This window comes from Nitrosomonas sp., assembly GCF_019635155.1.
Lineage (GTDB): Bacteria > Pseudomonadota > Gammaproteobacteria > Burkholderiales > Nitrosomonadaceae > Nitrosomonas.
On record NZ_JAHBZY010000004.1, the window covers coordinates 133,078 to 155,937 of the forward strand.

Consider the following 22,860-nt stretch of genomic DNA (forward strand, 5'->3'; position numbering starts at 1 on the left):
ATTATTTAACGGCATTTGTACTCATATCATGAATAATCGCGCTACTTTATATCCCGAAATCCAACCTTATCAGCAGGGTATGTTAGCCCTGGATAAAATACACACTATGTACTGGGAAGTATCCGGCAACCCTGCAGGTATCCCCGTCATATTTCTTCATGGCGGGCCAGGCGCCGGATCTGCTCCCGCGCATCGGCGCTTTTTCGATCCCGCATCTTATCGCATTGTCATTTATGATCAAAGAGGCGCTGGGCGATCAACGCCGCTCGGTGAAATACAAGATAACACAACCCCTCATTTGATCAATGACTTGGAGTTACTTGGCCAGCACCTGGAAATTGATCAATGGCTTGTATTTGGCGGCTCGTGGGGCAGTACATTAGCCTTGGCATATGGGGAAGCACATCCCGAACGCTGCCTTGGTTTTATTCTGCGAGGCATTTTTCTGTGCCGCCAGCAGGAAATTGATTGGTTCTTGTATGGGCTACGCAATTTATTTCCCGAAGCTTGGCGGAAATTTGTCGCGCCGCTCTCTGCACAGGAACGCCACGACATTCTATCCGCGTATCATCAGCGTCTGATGAATCCGGATCCCGCTATCCATATGCCAGCGGCACGCACCTGGAGCACTTACGAAGGATCATGCTCGACATTGTTGCCCAACCCCGCCACAGTCAATTATTTCGCAAGCGACACCGTTGCGCTCGGGCTTGCTCGCATGGAAGCGCATTACTTCATGCACAACATCTTCTTACCCGAAAATTCATTGTTAAATAACGTGCACAAACTGCACAACATTCCCGCCACCATCGTGCAAGGACGATATGATGCGGTTTGTCCGATCATCAGCGCCGATGATTTGCACCATGCCTGGCCGCAAGCGGAATACATTATCATCGACGACGCCGGGCATTCGGTATGGGAGCCGGGCATACAAGCGGCCCTAATCCGCACCACTGAACGCTTCAAAACCTGCAGCAAGTAAAACATTACCTTACCGCTCCGGTTGCATCCGGGCTAGCGTTTATCCGCTCCGAATTTCCTGCGCTGCAGCAATTCTTCCAGCATACCGATCCACTGCTGCTTCTCATAATCCAGCCGATTTTCACGGTGCAGCCGGTATAAAATAGCCAGCGCATCCGTCAACAGATCTTTTTGCCGGTCTTCCAAAATTTGCGCAAGCTTGAAATAGCTCACCACTGAATCGGTTTGCCACTCCACCATATCCGGGTCAAGTTCCGCCAGTTTCTTGCGAATCGCTAGCGATTCCTGATACGCCTTCAGCGCCGCTCCGTTGTCGCCACTTTTCAGATGCATGTCCCCGACTCGCTCATAGCTCACCGACAGGTCCCGCTGTAAATCCCAGTTACCAGGCTCGATTTGAGCGAGCTGACTGAGCAGCGCTCGCGCTTGCCGGTATTTTTCCAGTGCGGTCCGATTGTTGCCCAATGCATTGCGCGCATCGCCTTCATCGGACAATGCTACAGCCAGCCACCAGGTATCCACTTCCGGATCGAGTTGTTTTTGCAGATTCTGCGCGGCTTCCAGCGCCAATTTGGAATTCCCCATTTTCCTGGCCAAGCTGCCGATATTGCGCCAGGCAGCCGGGAAATTAGGCTGGAATCCAACGGCTTCCTGGTAGAGTCCCAATGCTTTGGGCATATTGAATGCGCTTTGCCAGCGCTCGGCAGCCGTGAATGCTTCCTTGGCCAATTTCCGCCGTTCTTTCCCGTTTCAGATTTTGATAATAGCGTTCACGGATTTGTGCTGCTTGTTCCAATTCCCCTGTTTGCAGTGCTTGCCGCTCGGCCAGTAATTGTGGATTCTCGGGATTCTTTTGCAAATCGGTTGTATTTTGTACAAACGCATCCCGGTACTTTCTTTCCCATTCAACCACATCGTTACGGTATCTCTCTAACAGATCACTGAGATTGTGATTATTCCGTTTTTCTTCGGAAAGCCGTTTCTGCAGTTGTTCCACGAGAGACTGGATTGCGGCATCAGGCAAATTTGTATACGAAGCGACTTGTACCGCTTCTTGCGCAATGCTGATGTTTAATGCAAGCCCATTAATGGTCTCTGATGGAAGATAAATCATATTGCCAATTTCCGGTGCTGGTGTCGCATGTTGATCCGTCAGCAACCGGTACAGCGCGGTATAATCCCGTGGCAACACATAGGTAGTGTAGCTTTTCAGCGGCAGCGGCACATCGTCCAGGTTGCCATGTTCGGGTATGACCGGGATGAATTTGGCATTGCGGTAATAGTGATCGTACAGTGTCTGAGAAATCACGACGCCTTCGAAATTGACGCCGCGCCCGCCGTCCGGCGCCTGCCCGCGGTAGCGCTGCAAGTACAGCGGCGTGCAAACGATCAGCACAAAATCCGCGCGCTCAATCTGAGCCTCCATCCATCGTTGCCAGCCTTCCGATGGGAATCCCTTTACGTACTGATCGATCTGGCAATCAAGGCCGTCACCGCGCAGCCGATTTGCCAGCAACAAGATGAATTCGCGGTGTTCGGCTGTATCGTGGCTGTAGCTGATAAAAACGCTGACGTTTGAGTTCATGAATAAATTTCACCGCGCTATAGATGTCCGGCAAGCATATGCAAAACTTCTTGCAAAGTCCACCAGGTATCTATTACGCACGCCGCCGGCATGATCGACCAAATTCCCCGCTGAACGGAAAAGCCCGTTTATTCCCGCTTTAGGCTTTCTTGCTCTTTACCGTATACTCCCCAGGCTTCGGCAATATGTGTTTGATTTAGTATAAGTTACTGAAATACAGATGAATACGGAGATTGCAATGGATAATTATTTTCTCGGACGACAGCCCATTCTGGATCGTAATCAGAATCTGGTCGCGTACGAATTGCTGTTCCGTCAGGAACAAACCCAGGAAGCCGCAACTGTCACCGATGATTTATCCGCATCCGCCAATGTCATCGTCAACGCCTATGGCCGCTTTGGTATTCAAAATGTGTTAGGACGGCAACGAGGGTTCATTAATGCAGATCCCGGCTTGATCATGAGCGATATCATCAGCTTGCTGCCGTGTAAACATGTAGTTCTGGAGCTCAGGGTTCCCGATCACATCACCGAAGATTTTTTGCAACACTGTAATGAATTAAAGCAAAAGGGGTATCAGTTTGCGTTGGATAACATTGTCGCCATCGATAATAGGATCGAACGGTTATTACCGATTGTCAGCATCGTAAAAGTCGATGTGCTGGCCCTCGAAATCGATGCCTTGGAAAAACTGGTTAACGATTTGAAACGCTGGCCTGTTCTGCTACTGGCATTAAAAGTAGAAAACCGTGAACAGGAAATACGCTGTAAGCAACTGGGATTCCAGATGTTTCAAGGATATTACTTCGCCAAACCGGAGGTCATGTCGGTCAAACGCGCAGACCCTGGGAAATTATCGCTTATGAAGTTACTGACGCTGGTAACCGATAATCGCGATCACGATCAGATCGAAAAAGAGTTCAAACGCCAACCGGGTTTAAGCTATCACCTCATGCGCATGGTCAATTCCGTAGCTGGGGATCTGCCGCAAAAAATCAATTCGATCAAACACGCCATCACGCTGATGGGGCGCGAGCAATTATTAAAATGGATTCAATTGCTGCTTTACACCTCTAATCAGACCGAAGATGGTCTGTCCGACAGGCGTATGCAAACCGCAGTTGAACGCGGCAAGTTAATGGAATTGATCGCCACAGTCGAGCGCCCCCACGATAAGAATCACCAGGAAAGGGCTTTCTTGGTTGGTATTTTGTCTTTGCTGGACGAATTGTTGGGAATAGAAATGCAACAAATTGTGAATAAATTAGGCATTTCGGAAGATATGCACCAAGCTTTGATGAAACGGGAGGGCCGCCTTGGTCAAGCACTCCAATTGGTTGAAATAGAAGAAAAAGGCGACAATGCCGCCGTCGAATCCGCGCTGGCGAAACTAGGTTTCCTGAGTCTGCGGGAGTTTACGGATATCAAGTTGCTTGCGTACGATTGGGTCAATCAAACGGGTGAAATCGCCAATTAATCGCAAACCACGAATCAATCCGTGCCCCCCTTAAGGTAATTGTTCGAATCCGGAAATAACAAATCTCAATTCATCATCCGCAGCGCCTTTAATGCGATCGATATAGATCTGTTCCGGAAAGCCATACACCGGATGAAACTTCGCTGTAACCCGATCCGCCTTACCGCCTTGGTGAGCTTCTAAGACGGAAAACAAACGATCCATGGTCGCATAGCGGTCAAAATACTCAAAGTGCGCATCCGTTTTTGTGATGATAACGCCATGCGCATCTTTCATCGATACCATCTGACCATCCAAAACTTCGATCTGCAACGGCATGCGCCCCCTGAAAGGGCAATAACAAACGATACGCAACTCAAACCGGTAGTGGGAAATTCTGGCCTCTTCCCATTTCCGTTGCTGAGAGATGGAATCGCTTTGCCCACCAGTCGCGGCACACGCCACTGCGATGATCACAATCAGCATCAGCCCAAAAAAATTCTTCATCTCAACGCAAGATTCCCAAAATAACCACCGATTTCCATCATCCAAGCTACTCCTAAGTGAACAGCCAAACCACCGACGATCGACTGTGTCCGATATGCAATAACACCCAGAATCAATCCACCAAAGAAAGAAGAAACGCATTCAAACATAGGTTTACCAAAATGGATACTACAATAAAAAGTAGCCATCGGTAAAATTGCAGCTGCACCGACATAGCGGACAAAAGCAAAAATCAGAAACCCTCGAAAAAATAACTCAATGGTCACAAAATCCAATCCATAACTGATTTCATACAGTAACAGGATCGGTATGGAGTGATCCGTATGCGGCAAAATAAAATCAACTTGCTTTAAACGGGGATACGTATTTAGAAAATCCGATTGCGTGCTGGCAAAAACGATCAGCGGCAGCATTAATCCCAGCATAAGAATATAAGGCCGCCACTGAACACCTTTCCAGGTCATACCCCAGATACCCTGTTGCACCGGTAAACGCATGGCCAGAACCAGCAATGGTATCAATACCACCAGCAATTTAAACGGCAATGTCGTCACTATCGTCAAATAATCACCCCAAACCCCCGCTACTAAATTTTCGAGCGGATTGGCGATACTTACTTTAAGCGCAAATAAAAGCGGTGCAAGCATCAGCAAGCACCAGAATGCCGGCGTTAAAACTTCCTGATTTACTCCCCGCGCAATCACAAACCAATAAGGCACCACAAACGCGCAGCAGTACAGTCCTGTCAACGCGGCAAATTGATAATAGCGCGAACTCAGGCCGGCAATCATTTCGCGCTCAATTCCCAGCTGATAATTCAGAGTAACCAGAATACCGATCCAGATGCTGCAAAACAGCAACAACCATTTATCAACCGTTAAAACATAAACCCGCAAATAATTCAGAAGAATGGTCATGATTAGAAACGAATCGAACAACACATTGCACAATCGGGAAAATTTGCTCGCAATAATTGCAAAAGAAACAATGCAATCATCATTTTATTGGAAGGTGAAATAAGTAGTTTTCTTCTCGTTTTTCAAGCTTTTCCATCATCAGCCGTAAGATACACTCTACATTCTAACCTACTCAACGATAGCGGAGAGCATGCCATGAGCACAGCATTACACGAAATTGATGAACGCACCAATTTAACGGCAAATAACAAATTCGAATTACTGTTATTCAGATTAGGAGAGGCACCAGGTACCGACCATCGCGAACTATTCGGCATCAATGTGTTTAAAATACGGGAAATCCTGGTTATGCCAACCATAACCGCAGTTGCTAATGCTCCCGAATATGTTATGGGTGTCGCTAACATTCGTGGCCAGATCATTACTGTCATTGATTTACCCAGAGTAGTCGGTTGCACCCCCAAAAAAGGAACTTCAATTCTGCTGGTAACCGAGTATGCGCGCTCAACTCAAGCTTTCGCTGTGGAAGAAGTTAACGAAATCGCCCGCTTGGATTGGAACCAAGTGATCGCCGCAGAAGGAAAAGGCGGTAATTTAATCACCAGCATCGCTCGTCTCGACGGTGATAAGGAAGATTCCCGTTTAGCGCAAGTGCTCGATGTCGAGCAGATTCTGCGCGATGTGTTACCAAGTTCATCCGGAGATTTGATACCGGAAAAACTGAATACCGCACTCGTCGTTCCTGCTGGCAAAGTCATCCTAGCTGCCGATGACTCACCACTTGCTCGTAGCATGATTGAAAACAGCCTGAAGGTATTAAACGTACCTTTCGAAATGACTAAAACTGGATTGGAAGCCTGGACCAAGATTCAATCAATGGCTGATGCCGCCGAGGCCGAAGGAAAAACCATTCAAGATAAAGTCGCTTTGGTCCTTACTGATTTAGAAATGCCGGAAATGGACGGATTCACGCTGACACGCAACATTAAAAATGATCAGCGATTCAAGTCGATTCCCGTGGTTATCCATTCTTCACTTACCGGTGAAGCCAATGAAAATCATGTCAAATCGGTCGGTGCGGATGCATATGTCGCTAAGTTTGTAGCTGAGGAACTGGCCGAAGCAATGCGAAATGTTATGAATAAAACACACGTCTAGTACCCGTAGAGATTGAATTCAAGTTCTGGATATACTAAAAGCCAACCTCATGCATGAAACGGGGTTGGTTCTTCCCTAGACAATAGTCTCAAAGTTTTAGCGTCACGGAACATCGGGTTGTCCAAGAGCACTCCAAAATAGCAAGACTCTTACGCAGTTACACCAACCGTTGAAATGTAGCAATTATCGGTGTTCCAATGTCACCTGCCGATAAATCCGCTCCATCACGCTGTTATTGTAATCCTTAACCAGTAATTGCGACTGAAACAGCGCATTCAATTCAACCACCGTAATGACAATCAGCAACAGTATTCCGAAACCGGCAAGCGGTGTGAACAGCATCATGATTCCGGTCAAAAAAACCCCGAGATTAACAAAGCCGCGCGCCCACTTTTCCAAATAAAAATGGTGCAAGCCGGCGATAAAAAGAAAGTTTAACGTAGCATAAGTATCGGGATCTTTCAGCAATTTTTCCGCTTGAGCGAAAAACACTGATCGCTTGTCATCCGGCAGTGCGCGCACCATTCTTCGAATGCGCTCTTCATCTTGCTCAATGGTTTGCTTGTTCTTCATCGGTATGTCGTTTGATTGTCAACGCGCCAGCGTGATAATGACGGCTTCCCGCTTCCAAAACAATAAAAACCGCTTTTGTTCGACAAACTGAAACACCAGTGTCCAACCATCCGCTGCTTCCTTATTAAGCGTCATCTCCAGTCGTTTGATCGGTATGCCCGATGCGCCCAGAAAAATCGTTCCCAATCCTCCTTCTGTCACGTATAACACCTTATATTCCTTATAGGCCACTGCAGATACCTCCTTGGTAGATAAATTGATTTCCGAGAAAACTCATCCCCAGCAAAAAACTTGTATCTGCAATGGTATCAGCGAAACCGATGTAAAATGCAGCAGCAATGAAAACCAATGCGACGGTTATATTTATCAGGCTACGCGAACAACACCCGCCTGCGGTATGCAATCATCGCCATCATTAAAATACAAAGTACCAGCATCACCGCAGGAAATAACAATGTCGTTAAGGTCAGATTCTCCAATGCCAGCATCACCAACACATTACGTAGCGTGAACAACGCAAAAAACAATAAGGATTCCGAATACGGAAACTGATAAGCTTTTCTGACCGTTGGACCGAATCCTGCAACATCGATAGCTGTCAGTAAAATCACCGCCCACAGTGGATCGGATGTCCAATACCACAGCGGTAAAGACAACAGCGCCGCGATAAAAAACAGCCAGTCGCCGCAAGTAATCGTTACATCCGCACGTTTAATAAACGCCAGATAAGCGATAAATATCGTGATACTCGCCGAAACCCCGATCGGCCATGTTCCAACTCCGCCATGATCTTCCAGCTGCGCTACAAAAATCAGCAGTGTCGTCACACCCCAGATTACCCAGGAAAAAATATGCGGTCTGATCGTACCTCGGAAGATTTCCCGAATATAAGGAATGAACGCAGCCAAGGTGATCGCGATTGCGATGAAGCTGAATATTTCTTTGTAGAACATGCTTTTCTGACACACTGAAATTATTGAAAGCGGTGTATGAGTGCATTGCTTCCAATTGGTTCAGTTTAAAAAATAGGCTTCGAAAATAATGAAAGGAAAAACTGCACTGAGATGTTCAGCAAGTACGTTTTTGTTGCTGCGATGGCTCCAGCTTTTGCCGTCAAATTTCTATCTTATCCGAACTCGGGTGGTCATTTTTGTGCGGCACATTCTTTTTCCTCTTTTGACTCAAGCTTGTGCATCTCAGCGAGAGACCATCCCAAGTTCTGTTTCTTCGCATTCTTGATGAAGAAATAAAATTGAACCAAGGTAACGGATGCATCGACAACAAATTCGGTATGCACCGCATCGGATTCCTCCGGTTCAATTTCAAATTCACCGGAATCCCAATGCCATTGCCGGGCTGCAATCAATGGCCATTCAACCTGAGTCTGATCCTGCAATAGCAGATCATAATTCTGGGAAATCCGTTCATTTACTTCGATTGGCAGTGGCAATACCTGACGCAGGCGGATTTCCGCAAACCGCGAGTACAACATCACTTTACCGGTATTCTTTAGCGTGACGGTGGTGTGGATCAGCTTTTTGCCATGATCCAATGCATATTGATCACAGGCAATTTTCAGCTCTATTTGCGGATAATTGAGCCGGTTCTTAATGAACAAAAAATAAGTCCAAATGCCACCAATAACAATGGCACCCGTCGTAGCAATCGACTGCACCAAGTCAACAAAATTTTTTAATTCGCCGACATCCACAATGATTGCATCGCCTTTCAACCACTCGAAATTAGAAAATTGTTAGAAATAGATTGGGATTGGTGACATACAGCACAGCATCCGCATGAGATCATGCTGCTTTCTGGGCGATTAATCAAATGCTGCGATGAAGTACATTTAGTTAGTGAAATACGGGAACTGTCACCGGAAGGTTCCGGTGACATTCATTTCAAAATTAAACGGCTTGATTTCTACGTCGAACCATAAATCCTAGCATTCCCAGACCCGCTAACAACATGCCATAGGTGGCCGGTTCAGGTACCGGACTGATCGTGCCGCCGATAAAGAAAGTGTCCGTGCCATTGATTGCAGAAACGGCTGCTGCATTCAGTGCAATCGATACGATACTGCCGTTGCTCGATGAATCGACAGCAATCGAACCGTAAGAAACGCCGGATGCGAGATCACCGAAAATTCCAAGACCGGAATCGGTCAATGGGTTACCGGACACATCGAACAGCGTATATAACAACGCAGACGATTGACTCAAGAAGCCACCATCCGCTCCTCCATTTTCGCCGACAGCCGGTTGATACAAATTCAACACCGCGCTAGTAGTGCCCGAAATGCCATGAAGATCGAATGCAAAGTAGTTATTTGCGTACCTATCGCTTCCACCGCACGAATCAGATGAACCGCAAGTACCCACAATATAATTTCCTAAAGCACCGCCAAAATTGTTTGAGCCAAATTCATCAACCCAGCCGCGATTGGTTGCCGTCAGCGTCGTGCTGCCGTTCAAAACCAATTGCGCACTACCGATACCATGCGTCCAGGCAAAACTATGGTCACTGAGTCCCGCGCTTGCAGACGAAGACAATATGGAAAGCCCTAAAATGCACGCGGCCGCACTTGCCAATTTGAATTTTTTATTCATTAGATTCCCCAAATTATGTGATTAATAAACCTAAAAAAACTATTCAGCAGTTGAATAGTACTCCCTCAGATATTCTCAAACCATAAGAAAAGAATACCCCTTTTTATAGGAGGTTTGTACTATTTTCGGCAATATCATGATTAATAAACCGACTGCTGCAAAATGCGATTCAACGAATTACATCTAGAGTCACTATTCCCAAATCACCATCTTGAAGCGCTCCTTGACAATGCCGAAGTAATTGCACTTCCAGTCGCTTTGCGCGAAGAAATCGAGATGATGCCAACGATCTTTTTGTTTCAGGATACTGGTAGCGGCATCGTCCCAGTCGATGGCGGCGAATTTCGGCTCCAGTTCCTGTTTACGCGCTTCGACTTCGGCATAATTGAAACCGTCGTATTCCCAATGCAATACTTCAAATACATTGCCATCCCGATCGGCGTAGTCGATGCTGAAATCGAGACCCCATTTCGGACGAATACGGATAATCTTGAAAATCAGCGGATTGGTTTTTGCCCAGCGTTTCAGTTGCTGCAATGCCTCTCCGGTATAGCCTTTACGTTCGAACAACAAGCTGTGATTCAACACCGCTCCTTCTACCCGATCCGGTTGCGTAAACCATGGCGCTTTCAATGCGCGCCGATGCTCGCGGTGCGGAAGTGCTTGCATCTGATTGATTTCGGCATAGCGCTGTTCCAGATCGGTCAGATCGTAACCATTCTGATCGAATAACGCCAGGTCCCGCGCCAGTGGTATATCAGCTGTCTGCAATGGTTGATTCCAATGGCTCTTGGGATTGAATTGATGATCGGTTAAATTGAGATGACTCATGGGCACTAACATTCTATCAATAAGTAAACAATCTCGCGAAATCTACTGGATGACTTACAGACTGTCAAATAATGCTTGTACCCGGGATCAGATTGGCTATCCGTCGTGGCGCGACTTTCCATAGAGCAGACGCAGCTCATCCTTAGTTCTTTCGAGTACTTTCCGCTGCGCTACGGGCAAACGCTTTCCTGCCCGGTTGATATAAAAATTCAACATCGACATCGCCGATGCAAACGGCTCCGCTTTACGCCGCTCACTGCTATCGGCAGAATGCTTTAACGATAACGCGATTCTGCGCGGATCATTCCAGGTAAAAACGCCAGGGTCAAGGTCAAGAGCATTGCTGGTTTCGGTAATTTCACGAGACCAATCGGATTGATGGTCTTGAGACATCAATCTATCGAAGCACAATATTGGAATATTCCATGCATATTAGTTGATATGCTGAGAAAGACAAAAATTTCCGATCACTAGAATTCTGATTCGATATGAAAATACCAGAAAAGATCGAATCATTGCAAATAAAAAAGCCCCGCTTTTAACGGGGCTTTTCACTTGCTCAATTAATGTTTCTTATTTTAATTTCAGTGTTTTCTACGACGTGACAGAAACCCTAGCAATCCCAACCCCGCGAGAAACATCGCATAGGTTTCAGGTTCAGGCACCGCCGCAACGGTGTTACTAAACGAGAAACTTAAATCATTGTAATCAAAAGGTCCGTTGTAAAGATCCTCAAAACTGACCAGCGTAGTATTCGGAAGCCAATCAGACTGAACACGCGCGTGTTCGTGACCGTCTGGATTCCGGCTTGCCTCGCCAGTAAAGAAATCATAACCGGTATTGTTAACGTGCATCCGGAAAATGAGCTCGGTTCCCGCAGAAAAGGTTCCCAAGCTAACGGATGTCCCGACCGGCGTCGAATGATTATTGAAAATAAACGTAGAATCCAAATATAGATCATTACTGAAAGCAGCAGAGTTACCTTCATATGTTGCAATGATTTCTCCGCCTGTTGCGATTACCTTGAATCCTTCAGTGCCCGGTACCGCGATTGGAAACGCATAAGCGGAAGTACTGATTCCGCCCGATATTATCAATGCTGCTGCCAGCTTCGTAAATGTATTGTTTAATGCATGAAACATAAAAATTCCCCTAGATTATTCCCGATTAATCCAATTAAAAGCTATGAGGCTTGTCATTGGTGAAGCGCTTTGAGCATAAAAACCATTCTTAGAATGGTGATTTGCTACTTGCGCTATCATACAAATGTGCTATTCGGATTGCAATAGCGGTGATTCACATGCTGCAATCCGATAAAACCAAAAGCCAAAACTTATTGATTAAATAAGAATTCTTGAATGAGAAGCTCTATCGTAATGCGCTAAATTCTCGATCAGACGATTATTTCTACTGATCCAGAACCTTGAAAATATCAAGTGCAGCTCGCTTATTTGTTTTAAAACCAAACGGTATTATTTCTAACAACGGACTACCCACTCGCTGTTCCAATGTTGCGATATTCTCCGCCAACACCAGCATCTCCGGATCGATGCAGTTCGCCACCCAACCCGCCAATAACAAGCCGCTCGCGCGAATCGCTTGGACGGTTAGCAATGCATGATTTAAACAGCCGAGACGCATGCCGACTACCAGAATAACCGGCAAATTCAGTGCAAGCGCCAAATCCGCACCGGTTTGTTGCGCATTGAGCGGCACCAGAAAACCACCGGCGCCTTCGACAATAACAAAATCCGCTTGATGACTAAGCGACTGATAAGCATGCTGAATCATTATGAGATCGATATCGATACCAGCTTGCTGTGCGGCGATATGTGGAGAAACCGGGGGATCGAAGGCATAAGGATTGACGTGCTGGCGATCAACACGGATATTGCTGGCGGCGATCAGTTGTTCGACATCGCACCATTGGCCATTTTCGCTGCCAGCCACCACCGGTTTCATACCCACAACTTTTTTACCCCGCGCGGCAAAAGCTTTCAGCAATGCGCAACTAACGGTGGTCTTACCGACACCGGTATCGGTACCAGTCACGAAGTAACCTCTGGACATATTTATTCTTAAGGCGGCAAACCCAATTGCCGCCGTGTTTCCGGAGTCAGAATCGAACGTGGATTATACGGTTTCCAGGCATGACCATATATCACTTCAAATGTCGCCGGCAGCTTGTTGTCGCGGCGCAGCGTTTCATAAGCGGCAATCGCATGCCGCCATTGGTCCTTGCCCATCAATCCCTGACGCCGTCCTTGAATCACATTATGCGCACCGATTGCTTTGAGATCGCGCATCACGCTGATGACGTCATCGTATGTTAACGTGATGTATTCCATATCCATCACCGGCGTGGAAAAACGGTTATTCAAAAGCAAATCGCCGATGTCATGCATATCGACAAACCGGTTCACATGATGGTAACCATCGATACCCGCAAACGACTGGCGCAATTCTTTCAAGGTATCCGGCCCGAACGTGCTGAACATCAGCAATCCATCGGCACGTAGAATGCGATGTATTTCGGCGAAAGTATGCTCCAGATTATTGCACCACTGCAATGCCAAATTTGACCAAATCATACCGATACTTTCGTTTTTAAACGGTAGCTGCTCAATATCACCACAGACATAGTCACTACGTTGCTGCAACGGCAGCAAGCGTTGCCACCAGGCGGTATTCGGACGCGCATGTGTAAGCATCGACCAAGCGATGTCGATCGCGATCAGCCGGCTTTGCTGATAGCGTTTTGCCAATTGCTGTGTGCCATAGCCGGTACCGCTGCCGGCATCGAGAATGACTTCCGGCTGGTATTTGATATATTCCAGCCGCGCCAGCATGCGATGGCTGATTTCGCGCTGCAATACAGCTGCCTGATCGTAACTGCCGGCGGCTCGCTCAAACGCCGCGCGCAATTGTTTCTTATCAAGAGTTTGTTCTGAAATCATTGAGATGCATTACAAATTGTTCGGGGTAGGATAAAAATGGCGCATGACCGCAGCGGTCAAATTTTACATACTGCGATTGCGGTAATTGCCGGTGCATCCAATCGGCTGCCGCCGGATGCGTAATCACATCATTATCACCGTGCATGATCAAAACCGGTTGCCGGATGTCGCCAATACACCGGCGCAAGTCGCTTTGCTGCAAAATTCTCAATCCTTTCTCCAATGCCGCAGGATCGGGTTCGGCACGTTGAAAAAAATTTTTGCGCAATTGCGACAGAATTTTGCTGGCATCGCGATCACCGCTCATTTGCAGCGTCAAGAACCGATTGATGGTGGTCGCGTAGTTCAGTTTCAGATTCTCCAGAAATAGTTGTAATAGCTTGCGGTCCATGCCGAATGTCCAGTCGTCTTGCCACGCAAAGCACGGCGTGGTTGAAATCAGCACCAGCTTTTTGATTCGCTCCGGTTGCCGCAACGCCAGTTGCATTGCAATCTGCCCACCCAGTGACCAGCCACCGATCATACACTGCTCGGGTAAACAATCAGCGACGATCTCAACCAGATGGTCGAGCGTTCCCGGTTCACACATCGGGCTCAAGCCGTGTCCCGGCAAGTCGACCAGATGCACACGGCCATGCTGCGCAAGCAAATCGCGCACGCTGCTCCAGATACCGCCATGCATCGCCCAGCCATGCAGCAACACCAGATCAGATCCTCGTCCGAATGTTTCGATATGCAAGGCTGCCATGACTAAGCTGCCAGCTCGTATAAAGCATCCGTCAAACGCGCGATATCCTGCGGTTGGTGCGCGGCGGATAGCGAAATACGCAATCGCGCCGTTCCTTGCGGCACTGTCGGCGGACGAATAGCCGGTACCAGAATGCCGCGTTCACGCAAACGCTGACTGATTCGCGCCGCTTCAATGCTTTCACCGATCAGCAGTGGCTGAATCGGCGTATCGGATGGCAGCAGTTTCCACGGCAATGATTGCAGGTTCTGTTTAAGCTGCGCGATATGCTGCGCCAGTAATTCACGTCGCCATTCGTCATTCTCAATCAATTGTAAGCTTGTCAGCAGTGCCTGTGATAACAAGGGAGGTGTCGCGGTGGTATAAATATAACTGCGTGCCGATTGAATCAGTGTTTCGATCACTTCCGGCTGTGCCGCGACAAATGCACCGAATACGCCGGCCGCCTTACCCAAGGTTGCCATATAGATCACAACCGGCGAATGATGCTTTCCATCATTCGATAAGAACAAGCTACCGCGTCCTTGTCTTCCCAAAACCCCAAACCCGTGTGCATCGTCGATCAACAACCAAGCGCCATAGCGTTCGCATAATTCGATAAGCTGCGGAATCGGCGCAACATCACCTTCCATGCTAAACACCGCATCAGAGATCACCAGTTTGCGCCTCGCTGTTGCCGACGCCAACCGTTTTTCCAGGACTTCCAAGTTCAGATGCGGGTAGCGAATGAATTTTGCACGGGACAGTAAGGCGGCATCGTTCAGAGATGCATGATTCAGTCTATCGGCAAAAATAATATCACCGCGTCCGGCCAAAGCCGTCACCACACCGATATTCGCCATATAGCCTGTGGAAAAAAGCAACGCCCGGGGAAAATCGCTGAATGCCGCCAGTGCTCGTTCCAAATCATGATGCACTACGGAATGACCATTAATCAGGTGCGAAGCCCCTGCGCCAACACCCAGTTGGCGCGCACCTGCACAAGCAGCTTCGATCAATTGCGGATGATTGGCAAGTCCGAGATAATCGTTACTGCAAAAAGCCAGATAATGACAACCTTCAACGCTGATATGGTTTGCTTGCGGGCTTTCGAGAATTTGCCGCTGGCGCAACAAGCCTTGTTGTTCGCGCTTGCGGAGTTGCTCGGCAAGATCAGAGAACATCTATGACAATGCGTGCAACCCCAGCTTATCCAATAAGACCCGATCGCGATCAGTTTCGGGGTTACCGGTCGTCAATAACTTATCGCCATAGAAAATCGAATTGGCTCCGGCTAGAAAACACAGTGCTTGTATCGCTTCCGACATCTCTTGCCGCCCCGCGGACAAACGCACCATGGCTTTCGGCATAGTGATCCGGGCAGCGGCGATGGTACGGACGAATTCCATTGGATCAAGCGCTGCGGTACCGTATAGCGGTGTACCTTTTACCTGCACGAGATGATTAATTGGCACTGATTCCGGATATGGGTTCAGATTCGCCAGTTGCGCGATCAATCCGGCACGCGATTCCCGCGTCTCGCCCATGCCGACAATACCGCCGCAACATACATTGATACCGGCATCACGCACATCCTGCAGCGTATCAAGGCGATCCTGATATTGCCGCGTGGTAATAATCTCTTCATAAAATTCCGGCGCGGTATCAAGATTGTGATTGTAGTAATCCAATCCAGCCTCGCCGAGTTGCTGCGCTTGACCCGGCTTTAACAGGCCCAAAGTAGCGCAAGTTTCCATACCGAGCGATTTAACCGCACGGATCATTTCAGTCATTTTCTCAATGTCGCGCTGTTTCGGGCCACGCCAGGCGGCGCCCATGCAAAACCGCGACGCGCCTTTGGCTTTGGCCGCGGAAGCCGCCGTCACAACTTCATCGATCGACAACATCGCTTGATTTTCAACACCGGTATGATAGCGCGCCGCTTGCGGGCAATAACCGCAGTCTTCAGGACATCCGCCGGTTTTGACGGAAATCAACGTAGATAACTGCACACCGTTCGGATCATGATGTTGCCGATGAACCGTTTGCGCCCGATAAAGCAAATCGTTGAACGACATGTCGAGCAACGCTAATATTTCCGAAACACTCCAGCGCTGCATGCGGCCGTGATTAGCCGTTGCGCCGCTTCGTTCGTTTTCCGTTTCACAGTTTGACGATGTATCCAAATTCATACGTATACCTATTAAGCTAATTGAATCCTGTAACAATTACCGCGATTGCCGATAGCGTTATGGAATAAACAACATCGGGCAGCCCATTCTACCATTGCCCATTTTTAAACGGCAGACTATATTTCGTGCAAATTCTAACTCAAACCTCCTGCATTCTTTGTGGCGCTCACACACAAGCAGATTTTTGCAAGCCTTGTCACGATCACCTTCCGCGTTTACCGGCACATCATTGTCCGGTTTGTCTTTGGCCGGTGCCAACGGCAGAAATTTGCGGCGCTTGCTTGAAAAAGCCGCCAGCGTTCACTCGCACCATCGCGGCGATGCGCTATGACTTCCCGGTCAACGCATTGATTCAATCATTAAAATACCAAAGCAACCTGGTCATCGCACCGATTCTCGCCAATCTTCTATTCACCCGTTTGCAGACGATTGTCACTAGACCGGATATCATCGTACCGATGCCATTGCATCCAATTCGTCTGCGCGAACGCGGATTTAACCAGGCAATGGAAATCGGCCGGTATCTTGCACGGCAAATGAAAATTCCGCTGCTACCCGATTGCTGCAGCCGTATCAAGCATACGCCACCACAAGCCGGATTACCGTGGAAAGCACGGCAAAAAAATATCCGCAAAGCATTTGGCTGTACAATTGATTTATCGGGCAAACATGTCGCCGTGATTGATGATGTCATGACGACAGGCGCTTCATTGAATGAACTGGCCATCGTGTTGCGGCAACAAGGTGCTACCGAAATCAGCAATTGGGTTATTGCCAGAACCTTACCGGAATTGACTCAAACAACTTTCCATACCACATCACCATTGTAATTCAAACAGCATGTTCAACATCGTCCTCCATCAACCTGAAATTCCACCGAACACTGGCAATATCATTCGTCTGTGTGCCAATACGGGCATGCAATTACATCTGATCAAGCCACTTGGTTTTCCGCTTCAAGACAAACAATTACTGCGTGCCGGGCTGGATTATCATGAATTTGCGCCGGTCAAAGTGCATGAGAACTGGAAGGCGTGTAGTCTGATGTTACAGAGTCAACGTATGTTCGCGGTGACAACAAAAGGCACGCAACATTACGACAAAGTCATATACCAAGCTGGGGATATATTTGTGTTCGGCTCTGAAACACGAGGGTTACCTTTGCCGATTATGGAAACCTTCCCGGAGTCATATCGTATCCGGATACCAATGGTAGCCACCAGCCGCAGTTTGAACCTATCCAACACGGTAGCGATCATTGCCTATGAGGCGTGGCGTCAGATCGGATTCCCGGGAGGAAGATAACAAGCAAGCTATTGTAAATTCAGATTATCACTCAGAATACGCGGCGTTACAAAAATCAACAGCTCGCGTTTGTCGTCTTGCTTGGAGGTATTCTTGAAAACATTACCCAATACTGGAATATCACCCAGCATGGGTACTTTATTGACGACCTCATTCTCCGTCCGATCAAAAATTCCACCGATCACGACCGTTCCACCATTCTCGACCAGCACTTTCGTTGTCACTTGTTTAGTATTAATCGGAGGCGGCAAAAATTGATTGATTGGCGTACCAATCTGATCCTGGTTAACGCTTAATTCCATGTCGATCTGGCCATTATGGGTAATAAGGGGCTTCACCCTTAAGCGCAGCGTCGCATCCATGAAACGAATACTCGTAGCACCGCTGCTGGTGGCTTGTTGGTAAGGAACCCGGTCACCTTGCTCAATGATCGCCTCGATTCCATGCGCGGTTACGACACGCGGACTGGCGATTACTCTACCTTTCCTGTCTGTCTCCAATGCCGACAGTTCCAGATTGATCAAACGGCCATTGTTGATTTTCATCAAACTTAATCCAAGCGCTGCAGGACCGCCCAGTAATCCGGTAGCCGCAGCGGCCGGCAAATTGACATTGAGGTTATCCGTCCCCCCTACCGCGCCTCCTCCGGCAAGCTCACTCGATCCGGCCGCGCTACCAGAAATCCCGAGCCTTTGGCCACCCAAACCCGTGGCGTTCTGAATCCCGAAACGCGCACCTAAATTCCGGCTGAAAGTCTCGATCGCTTCCACGATACGCGCTTCAATCATCACTTGTCTTTCAAAAACATCCAGTTTATGGATACGTTTTCTGATTTCATCCAACCGGGCCGGAATATCGGTGACGGTTATCGTATTGCTGATTTCATCAATATTGATGGTGCCACGTTGACTGAGCATTCCCTCAAACGACATCGAATTCACCCGGCGATGATTCAAATGGTAAATTTCCGAGCGCAGCGGCGCCAATTCTGTTATTTGCATTTTAGCTTCAAGGTCCAGCAATTCTCTATCCGCCATCTCTTTACGGGGTGCCACAAAAATTACGTTACCGGTCTTCCGTTTATCCAAATCGTGCGCTTGAAGCACAATATCCAGCGCCTGATCCCACGGTACATCTTTGAGACGTAATGTCAGATTTCCACTGACCGAATCACTGGCGATAATATTCAAATTCGTAAAATCCGCGATAACTTGCAGAACCGCTCTTACTTCCACATCCTGAAAATTCAGCGAAAGCCTTTCGCCGGTATACCCGCCATAAACACGTTTCCTTCTGGCTTGTTCTTCTTCATCTTCCGATAATGCGCGCACCTCCAATACAAATCGTGTTCCGGATTGCCGCGCGGAATGTTCCCAGCGGCCACCGGCCTTAACCAGCATCCGAACATTATCGCCTTTCTTGAATGCTTCAATGGTATGAACCGGTGTTGCAAAATCCATCACGTCGAAACGCCTCATCAAGCTGGAGGGAAGCAATGTATCGAAAAATTCGACGATAATGTCATCACCTTGTTGCTGCACATCGACACTCATGCCTGCTTTGGTCACGTCAACTTCAATGCGCCCCTCGCCACCGGGTCCTCTTCGAAAATCGATATCCTGCAAACTATTCATCCGTTTATCCGGTGTTTCCTCGGCAAAACGAACCACTGTGTTGGTTGCCAGGTTCTCCGCTACGCTGACTAATCTAATCAATACAACATTATCTTCGGCATGTATCTCGTGACGCATCAATCTTGCCAAATTCAATACCACCCGTGTCCGGTCACCCACTTGAATGATATTTGCACTGCGAAGATCACCTTCCGCAGCTTCCTGCACATTCTTACCTAATTTATTGGATATATTATAGAAATCAAAATAAATCCGGTGAGGGTTGTCGAGCACCACACCAACAGGAAGGTTTGCTAACGGTTTATCCAGGGTCAGCTTGGCAATTACCTCGCCATTCAGAAAAGTTGAAAGGTCAAATGCTCGAATACTGTTCTGTACTACATCCGCCGTTGCAGTTTGCACAGTAATGAATAATGTTGATATACAAAACATCCATATCGTTATCACTGCACCCGTGCTATAATTTTTTGTTATCAATAGCTGCATGACCCTCATCCTAATTTTTTAGCATCAATACACTTGTTCTTTCAACCCATTCATTAGCACCTTCCTGAATTATTTCCAATAGTTTAATTTCCGATTCAGAGACTTCATTAATTCTCCCAAAGTTTTGACCCACGTAATTTCCAATTTTTACACGATGCAGTATGCCTTCCGGGGATTTAATCAGCGCGTAAATCAAATTATGCTGTTGCAAAGAACCGACCATTGCCAAACTTTCCAATGGATAAGATTCCAATACTTCTTTACGGCGGTTCAGATCAGGTCGAATTTCACTCATGCTTGGAAACACTTGATCATTTTGTCGGGGGGCGAAAGGGTTGGGCGCATCAAATGCCATATAGGTAAAAGGCTTATAGGGCTTGACTTCCGGCAGCGAATCAATTTGTCCATGTAACCCCTCTCCCGAGTTATGGATAAACACTTCAAGATCACTATAGTCATTTTGCTGACACGCAGTAAGTAGAAATTGAATCGTTATGAGCAATACTAGCAGGAATGTATTTTTTAGCATAATTTATCTATTTTCAGCCTGTTTTGTCATTTCCCCTTCGTCCAAATAGCGAAATGTCTTTGCAACGGCATCCAAAATCAGTTTTCCATCATTCCCGGGTTTGATATTAATATCATTGAGGGTCACAATACGCGATAATTGCGCGATATCACTGGCAAAAGCACCAAACGCGTGATAGTCACCGGTTACACGAATCGCAACCGGGAGTTCCGCATAAAAGGCATTAACCGTTTCCTGAGTTGCGGGCTTAAATAATTCAAATTGCAGACCTCTACCTAAGCCAGCTTGGTTAATATCGATCAACAGCGCTTCCATTTCGGATTTATCCGGAAGCTGCCGCAATAAAGTACCCAATGATTGTTCAATTTCTTTCAACTGTTCACGCATCGCCGGTAAATTCACCGCACTACGCTTTTTAATCAAATAGGTATTTTTTAATGTTTCCTCTTCCGCTTGAATCCTCTCAAGTGTTTCAAGTTCCTCCTGCCAGATCAGAAAATGGCCTGTAACGACAATCGCGATCAATAAAATTATTAGTGCTGCAATTTTAAAAGCCGCCGGCCAGTCCCCAGCCCGATTGATATCAAGCTGGCGCAACTCCATCAGTAGATTTTCCATCATGCCCCTAACTCATCCATTTATACTCTGAGAAGAATTCTGCGCATCATCAATCGTGGTGCGACGTAATTGAATTTTCAGGTTGAACTCGTTTTGACGCACATTATCTTGGGTCATGGCTTTTATTTCGATTAATAACGGTGACTTAAGCCACGGTGAGGATTCCAGGTTACGCATTAATGCCGACACTCTTGCATTCGATTGTGCATAACCCATCAGGGTGATATCGTGATCATTCTGCTGAATGCTTTGCAAATACACGCCATCCGGCAATAATCTAACCAGTTGATCCAATAAATACACCACTTCGGAACGACTATTCTGCAGTGTTTCGACAACCTGCTTGCGTGACAGCAATTCTTGAATCTGAGATTTAATATTTCTAATTTCTGTAATCTCTTGATCCAATAGCGCAGTCTGATCACTCAGATATTTGTTACGGCTATTCTGATATTCGACTTCCCCCTCGATTATCGAATAAACACTCCAGACGATCGCGATCCCCAAAATACTGACCAATCCCGCCAAGATAGCAATCTGTTGTTGCTTCGCCTTACGTTTCAGCTCGCGATGCGGCAGTAAATTAATACGAATCATGATGGATCGAAACTGCGTAACGCTAAGCCACAAGCAACTAACAAAGAGGGAGCATCAAGATTGAGCTGGCGCGGGATAATCCGACTTGATAACTCCATCGCTGAAAAAGGATTTACAACTAGTGTGCTTACTTGAGTACGTGTCGAAATGATTGCATCCAGGCCAGGAATTACTGCACTGCCGCCCGCCAAGAAAATATAATTAACTTCCGTATATTGCGTTGAAGTGAAAAAGAATTGGATTGCGCGCATCACCTCAATCGCCAACGTTTCGCAAAATGGCTGCAATACTTCAGCATTATAGTTCTCGGGCAAGCCACCATTCCGCTTGGCCGTTTCTGATGCTTCCAATGAAAGGTTAAATTGATTATGAATTTCCTGAGTCAGTTGATTACCACCGAAAGGTTGATCTCGTGTATATAATGATTCGCCGTTGAGCAACACATTTATTTTCATCACTGTTGCCCCAATATCGACCAACGCTATCACTTGGTCTTTTCCATTCCCGGGTAATTGGTTCAATGTCAATTCGAGTGCTGCTTGCGCTGCATAAGGTTCAACATCCACTACAACTGCTTTTAGACCCGCAGCTACAGCAGTCGCCACACGATCTTCGACTTTTTCTTTTCGCGATGCTGCAATGAGTACTTCCACTTCTTCAGGGTTATCAGGAGCAGTCTTTGTCACTTGAAAATCCAGATCCACCTCATTTAAGGGAAAAGGGATATACTGACTGGCTTCGTTTTCAACCTGAAAAACCAGATCGTCTTCTCGTTGACCGGCCGGAACGATAATTTTTTTGGTAATTACATCCGTTGCGGGAAGTGCAAGTGCCACATTCTTTTGTTTCGTGCCCATTCGCTTCCAGCCGCGTTGCAAACTCTCACTGACAGCTTCCATATTCACGATATCACCGTCAAGCACGGCATCGGTCGGTAAGGATTCTATCGCATACCGCTCAATTCGATAGGTCAGATCATTACCGGCACGGGATAATTCGACCAATTTCACCGCAGAAGAACTTATGTCCACACCAATTAATACCGGAGGTTTTATCTTAAAGAAGTCAAAATTGATGTCAAAATTTCCCTTGAACATTGGTCTAATAGAAGCGATACTTTAAAGATATCATAATAATATTGTGAATTTATATGAACTCTTTTGAAGAATCCATTGAATTTATTCAGTATACTAAA

At 47.1% G+C, this 22,860-nt stretch carries 28 protein-coding genes and 1 pseudogene; 7 read left to right on the forward strand and 22 right to left on the reverse strand.

The window, feature by feature from the left end; genetic code table 11:
- Window positions 1–28: 28 nt before the first annotated feature.
- Window positions 29–985 carry a prolyl aminopeptidase gene (gene pip, locus KF839_RS04455; protein WP_292916635.1) on the forward strand — a complete coding sequence of 319 codons (957 nt, stop codon included), beginning with the start codon at window positions 29–31 and terminating at the stop codon, window positions 983–985.
- Between the two features lie 32 nt (window positions 986–1,017).
- Here pip and KF839_RS04460 read toward each other — a convergent pair whose 3' ends face one another.
- Together KF839_RS04460 and KF839_RS04465 are read right to left on the reverse strand one after the other, a co-directional pair.
- Window positions 1,018–1,662: a tetratricopeptide repeat protein gene (locus KF839_RS04460; RefSeq protein ID WP_292916636.1), complete on the reverse strand. Its 645-nt coding sequence runs from the start codon at window positions 1,660–1,662 to the stop codon at window positions 1,018–1,020.
- Window positions 1,613–2,569: an SEFIR domain-containing protein gene (locus KF839_RS04465; protein WP_292916637.1), complete on the reverse strand. Its 957-nt coding sequence runs from the start codon at window positions 2,567–2,569 to the stop codon at window positions 1,613–1,615. The genes KF839_RS04460 and KF839_RS04465 overlap by 50 nt, the downstream gene beginning before the upstream one ends.
- Window positions 2,570–2,807: 238 nt before the next feature.
- Here KF839_RS04465 and KF839_RS04470 point away from each other — a divergent pair, with 238 nt between their 5' ends.
- Window positions 2,808–4,046, forward strand: a complete 1,239-nt coding sequence (locus KF839_RS04470) for an EAL and HDOD domain-containing protein (RefSeq protein WP_292916638.1) — start codon at window positions 2,808–2,810, stop codon at window positions 4,044–4,046.
- Between the two features lie 30 nt (window positions 4,047–4,076).
- On the opposite strand, the gene KF839_RS04475 is transcribed toward KF839_RS04470, so the two are convergent.
- Window positions 4,077–4,532 carry a DUF6174 domain-containing protein gene (locus KF839_RS04475; RefSeq protein ID WP_292916639.1) on the reverse strand — a complete coding sequence of 152 codons (456 nt, stop codon included), beginning with the start codon at window positions 4,530–4,532 and terminating at the stop codon, window positions 4,077–4,079.
- Window positions 4,529–5,449, reverse strand: coding sequence for a CPBP family intramembrane glutamic endopeptidase (locus KF839_RS04480; RefSeq protein ID WP_292916640.1), 921 nt, complete (start codon window positions 5,447–5,449; stop codon window positions 4,529–4,531). The genes KF839_RS04475 and KF839_RS04480 overlap by 4 nt, the downstream gene beginning before the upstream one ends.
- 195 nt (window positions 5,450–5,644) lie before the next feature.
- Between KF839_RS04480 and KF839_RS04485 the strand changes: the two genes are divergently transcribed.
- Complete coding sequence (locus KF839_RS04485) at window positions 5,645–6,607, forward strand: chemotaxis protein (protein WP_292916641.1); 963 nt, start codon at window positions 5,645–5,647, stop codon at window positions 6,605–6,607.
- Between the two features lie 183 nt (window positions 6,608–6,790).
- Here the strand turns inward: KF839_RS04485 and KF839_RS04490 are convergent, their stop codons facing one another.
- From KF839_RS04490 to bioB, 13 genes are all read right to left on the reverse strand, one after another.
- On the reverse strand, window positions 6,791–7,180 hold the full coding sequence (locus tag KF839_RS04490) for a TM2 domain-containing protein (protein ID WP_292916642.1): 390 nt from the start codon (window positions 7,178–7,180) through the stop codon (window positions 6,791–6,793).
- A gap of 18 nt (window positions 7,181–7,198) precedes the next feature.
- Window positions 7,199–7,411, reverse strand: coding sequence for a DUF4177 domain-containing protein (locus KF839_RS04495; RefSeq protein ID WP_108698768.1), 213 nt, complete (start codon window positions 7,409–7,411; stop codon window positions 7,199–7,201).
- 140 nt (window positions 7,412–7,551) lie between these two features.
- Window positions 7,552–8,133 (reverse strand): hypothetical protein, encoded by a 582-nt coding sequence (locus tag KF839_RS04500; protein WP_292916643.1) that lies wholly within the window; start codon window positions 8,131–8,133, stop codon window positions 7,552–7,554.
- A gap of 191 nt (window positions 8,134–8,324) precedes the next feature.
- Window positions 8,325–8,912, reverse strand: a complete 588-nt coding sequence (locus KF839_RS04505) for a hypothetical protein (RefSeq protein ID WP_292916644.1) — start codon at window positions 8,910–8,912, stop codon at window positions 8,325–8,327.
- 175 nt (window positions 8,913–9,087) lie between these two features.
- The gene (locus KF839_RS04510) at window positions 9,088–9,789 is read right to left on the reverse strand and encodes a PEP-CTERM sorting domain-containing protein (protein WP_292916645.1); all 702 of its coding nucleotides are present in this window, start codon (window positions 9,787–9,789) and stop codon (window positions 9,088–9,090) included.
- 192 nt (window positions 9,790–9,981) lie between these two features.
- Entirely contained in the window at window positions 9,982–10,620 is a 639-nt protein-coding gene (locus tag KF839_RS04515) for a hypothetical protein (protein ID WP_292916646.1), read from the reverse strand.
- 96 nt (window positions 10,621–10,716) lie between these two features.
- A complete protein-coding gene (locus KF839_RS04520) occupies window positions 10,717–11,013 on the reverse strand; it encodes a DUF3175 domain-containing protein (RefSeq protein ID WP_292916647.1) in 297 nt (98 codons plus the stop codon).
- 191 nt (window positions 11,014–11,204) lie between these two features.
- On the reverse strand, window positions 11,205–11,762 hold the full coding sequence (locus tag KF839_RS04525) for an FxDxF family PEP-CTERM protein (protein WP_292916648.1): 558 nt from the start codon (window positions 11,760–11,762) through the stop codon (window positions 11,205–11,207).
- 265 nt (window positions 11,763–12,027) lie between these two features.
- Window positions 12,028–12,690 carry a dethiobiotin synthase gene (gene bioD, locus KF839_RS04530; RefSeq protein WP_292916649.1) on the reverse strand — a complete coding sequence of 221 codons (663 nt, stop codon included), beginning with the start codon at window positions 12,688–12,690 and terminating at the stop codon, window positions 12,028–12,030.
- A gap of 8 nt (window positions 12,691–12,698) precedes the next feature.
- Window positions 12,699–13,577, reverse strand: a complete 879-nt coding sequence (gene bioC, locus KF839_RS04535; protein WP_292916650.1) for a malonyl-ACP O-methyltransferase BioC — start codon at window positions 13,575–13,577, stop codon at window positions 12,699–12,701.
- A complete protein-coding gene (bioH, locus tag KF839_RS04540; protein WP_292916651.1) occupies window positions 13,555–14,325 on the reverse strand; it encodes a pimeloyl-ACP methyl ester esterase BioH in 771 nt (256 codons plus the stop codon). The genes bioC and bioH overlap by 23 nt, the downstream gene beginning before the upstream one ends.
- Before the next feature lie 2 nt (window positions 14,326–14,327).
- Window positions 14,328–15,488 carry an 8-amino-7-oxononanoate synthase gene (gene bioF / locus KF839_RS04545; RefSeq protein ID WP_292916652.1) on the reverse strand — a complete coding sequence of 387 codons (1,161 nt, stop codon included), beginning with the start codon at window positions 15,486–15,488 and terminating at the stop codon, window positions 14,328–14,330.
- Entirely contained in the window at window positions 15,489–16,496 is a 1,008-nt protein-coding gene (gene bioB / locus KF839_RS04550) for a biotin synthase BioB (RefSeq protein ID WP_292916653.1), read from the reverse strand.
- A 125-nt stretch (window positions 16,497–16,621) separates the two neighbouring features.
- Here bioB and KF839_RS14800 point away from each other — a divergent pair.
- The 4 genes and pseudogenes from KF839_RS14800 to trmL all read left to right on the forward strand — a co-directional run.
- Window positions 16,622–16,720 (forward strand): annotated as a pseudogene (locus tag KF839_RS14800) (ComF family protein); the annotation flags it as partial.
- Complete coding sequence (locus KF839_RS04555) at window positions 16,690–16,827, forward strand: hypothetical protein (RefSeq protein WP_292916654.1); 138 nt, start codon at window positions 16,690–16,692, stop codon at window positions 16,825–16,827. The pseudogene KF839_RS14800 and the gene KF839_RS04555, both read left to right, overlap by 31 nt.
- Window positions 16,778–17,326, forward strand: coding sequence for a ComF family protein (locus KF839_RS04560; protein ID WP_292916655.1), 549 nt, complete (start codon window positions 16,778–16,780; stop codon window positions 17,324–17,326). The genes KF839_RS04555 and KF839_RS04560 overlap by 50 nt, the downstream gene beginning before the upstream one ends.
- 10 nt (window positions 17,327–17,336) lie before the next feature.
- Complete coding sequence (trmL, locus tag KF839_RS04565) at window positions 17,337–17,801, forward strand: tRNA (uridine(34)/cytosine(34)/5-carboxymethylaminomethyluridine(34)-2'-O)-methyltransferase TrmL (RefSeq protein ID WP_292916656.1); 465 nt, start codon at window positions 17,337–17,339, stop codon at window positions 17,799–17,801.
- An 8-nt stretch (window positions 17,802–17,809) separates the two neighbouring features.
- Here the strand turns inward: trmL and KF839_RS04570 are convergent, their stop codons facing one another.
- From KF839_RS04570 to KF839_RS04590, 5 genes are read right to left on the reverse strand one after another with little or no spacing between them, the layout of a single operon-like run.
- Window positions 17,810–19,921: a type IV pilus secretin PilQ gene (locus tag KF839_RS04570; protein ID WP_292916657.1), complete on the reverse strand. Its 2,112-nt coding sequence runs from the start codon at window positions 19,919–19,921 to the stop codon at window positions 17,810–17,812.
- A 10-nt stretch (window positions 19,922–19,931) separates the two neighbouring features.
- Complete coding sequence (locus tag KF839_RS04575; protein ID WP_292916658.1) at window positions 19,932–20,450, reverse strand: pilus assembly protein PilP; 519 nt, start codon at window positions 20,448–20,450, stop codon at window positions 19,932–19,934.
- 3 nt (window positions 20,451–20,453) lie between these two features.
- Window positions 20,454–21,068 carry a type IV pilus inner membrane component PilO gene (locus KF839_RS04580; RefSeq protein WP_292916693.1) on the reverse strand — a complete coding sequence of 205 codons (615 nt, stop codon included), beginning with the start codon at window positions 21,066–21,068 and terminating at the stop codon, window positions 20,454–20,456.
- Between the two features lie 12 nt (window positions 21,069–21,080).
- The gene (locus KF839_RS04585; protein ID WP_292916659.1) at window positions 21,081–21,665 is read right to left on the reverse strand and encodes a PilN domain-containing protein; all 585 of its coding nucleotides are present in this window, start codon (window positions 21,663–21,665) and stop codon (window positions 21,081–21,083) included.
- Window positions 21,662–22,762, reverse strand: coding sequence for a pilus assembly protein PilM (locus KF839_RS04590; RefSeq protein ID WP_292916660.1), 1,101 nt, complete (start codon window positions 22,760–22,762; stop codon window positions 21,662–21,664). The genes KF839_RS04585 and KF839_RS04590 overlap by 4 nt, the downstream gene beginning before the upstream one ends.
- Window positions 22,763–22,860: the final 98 nt, after the last annotated feature.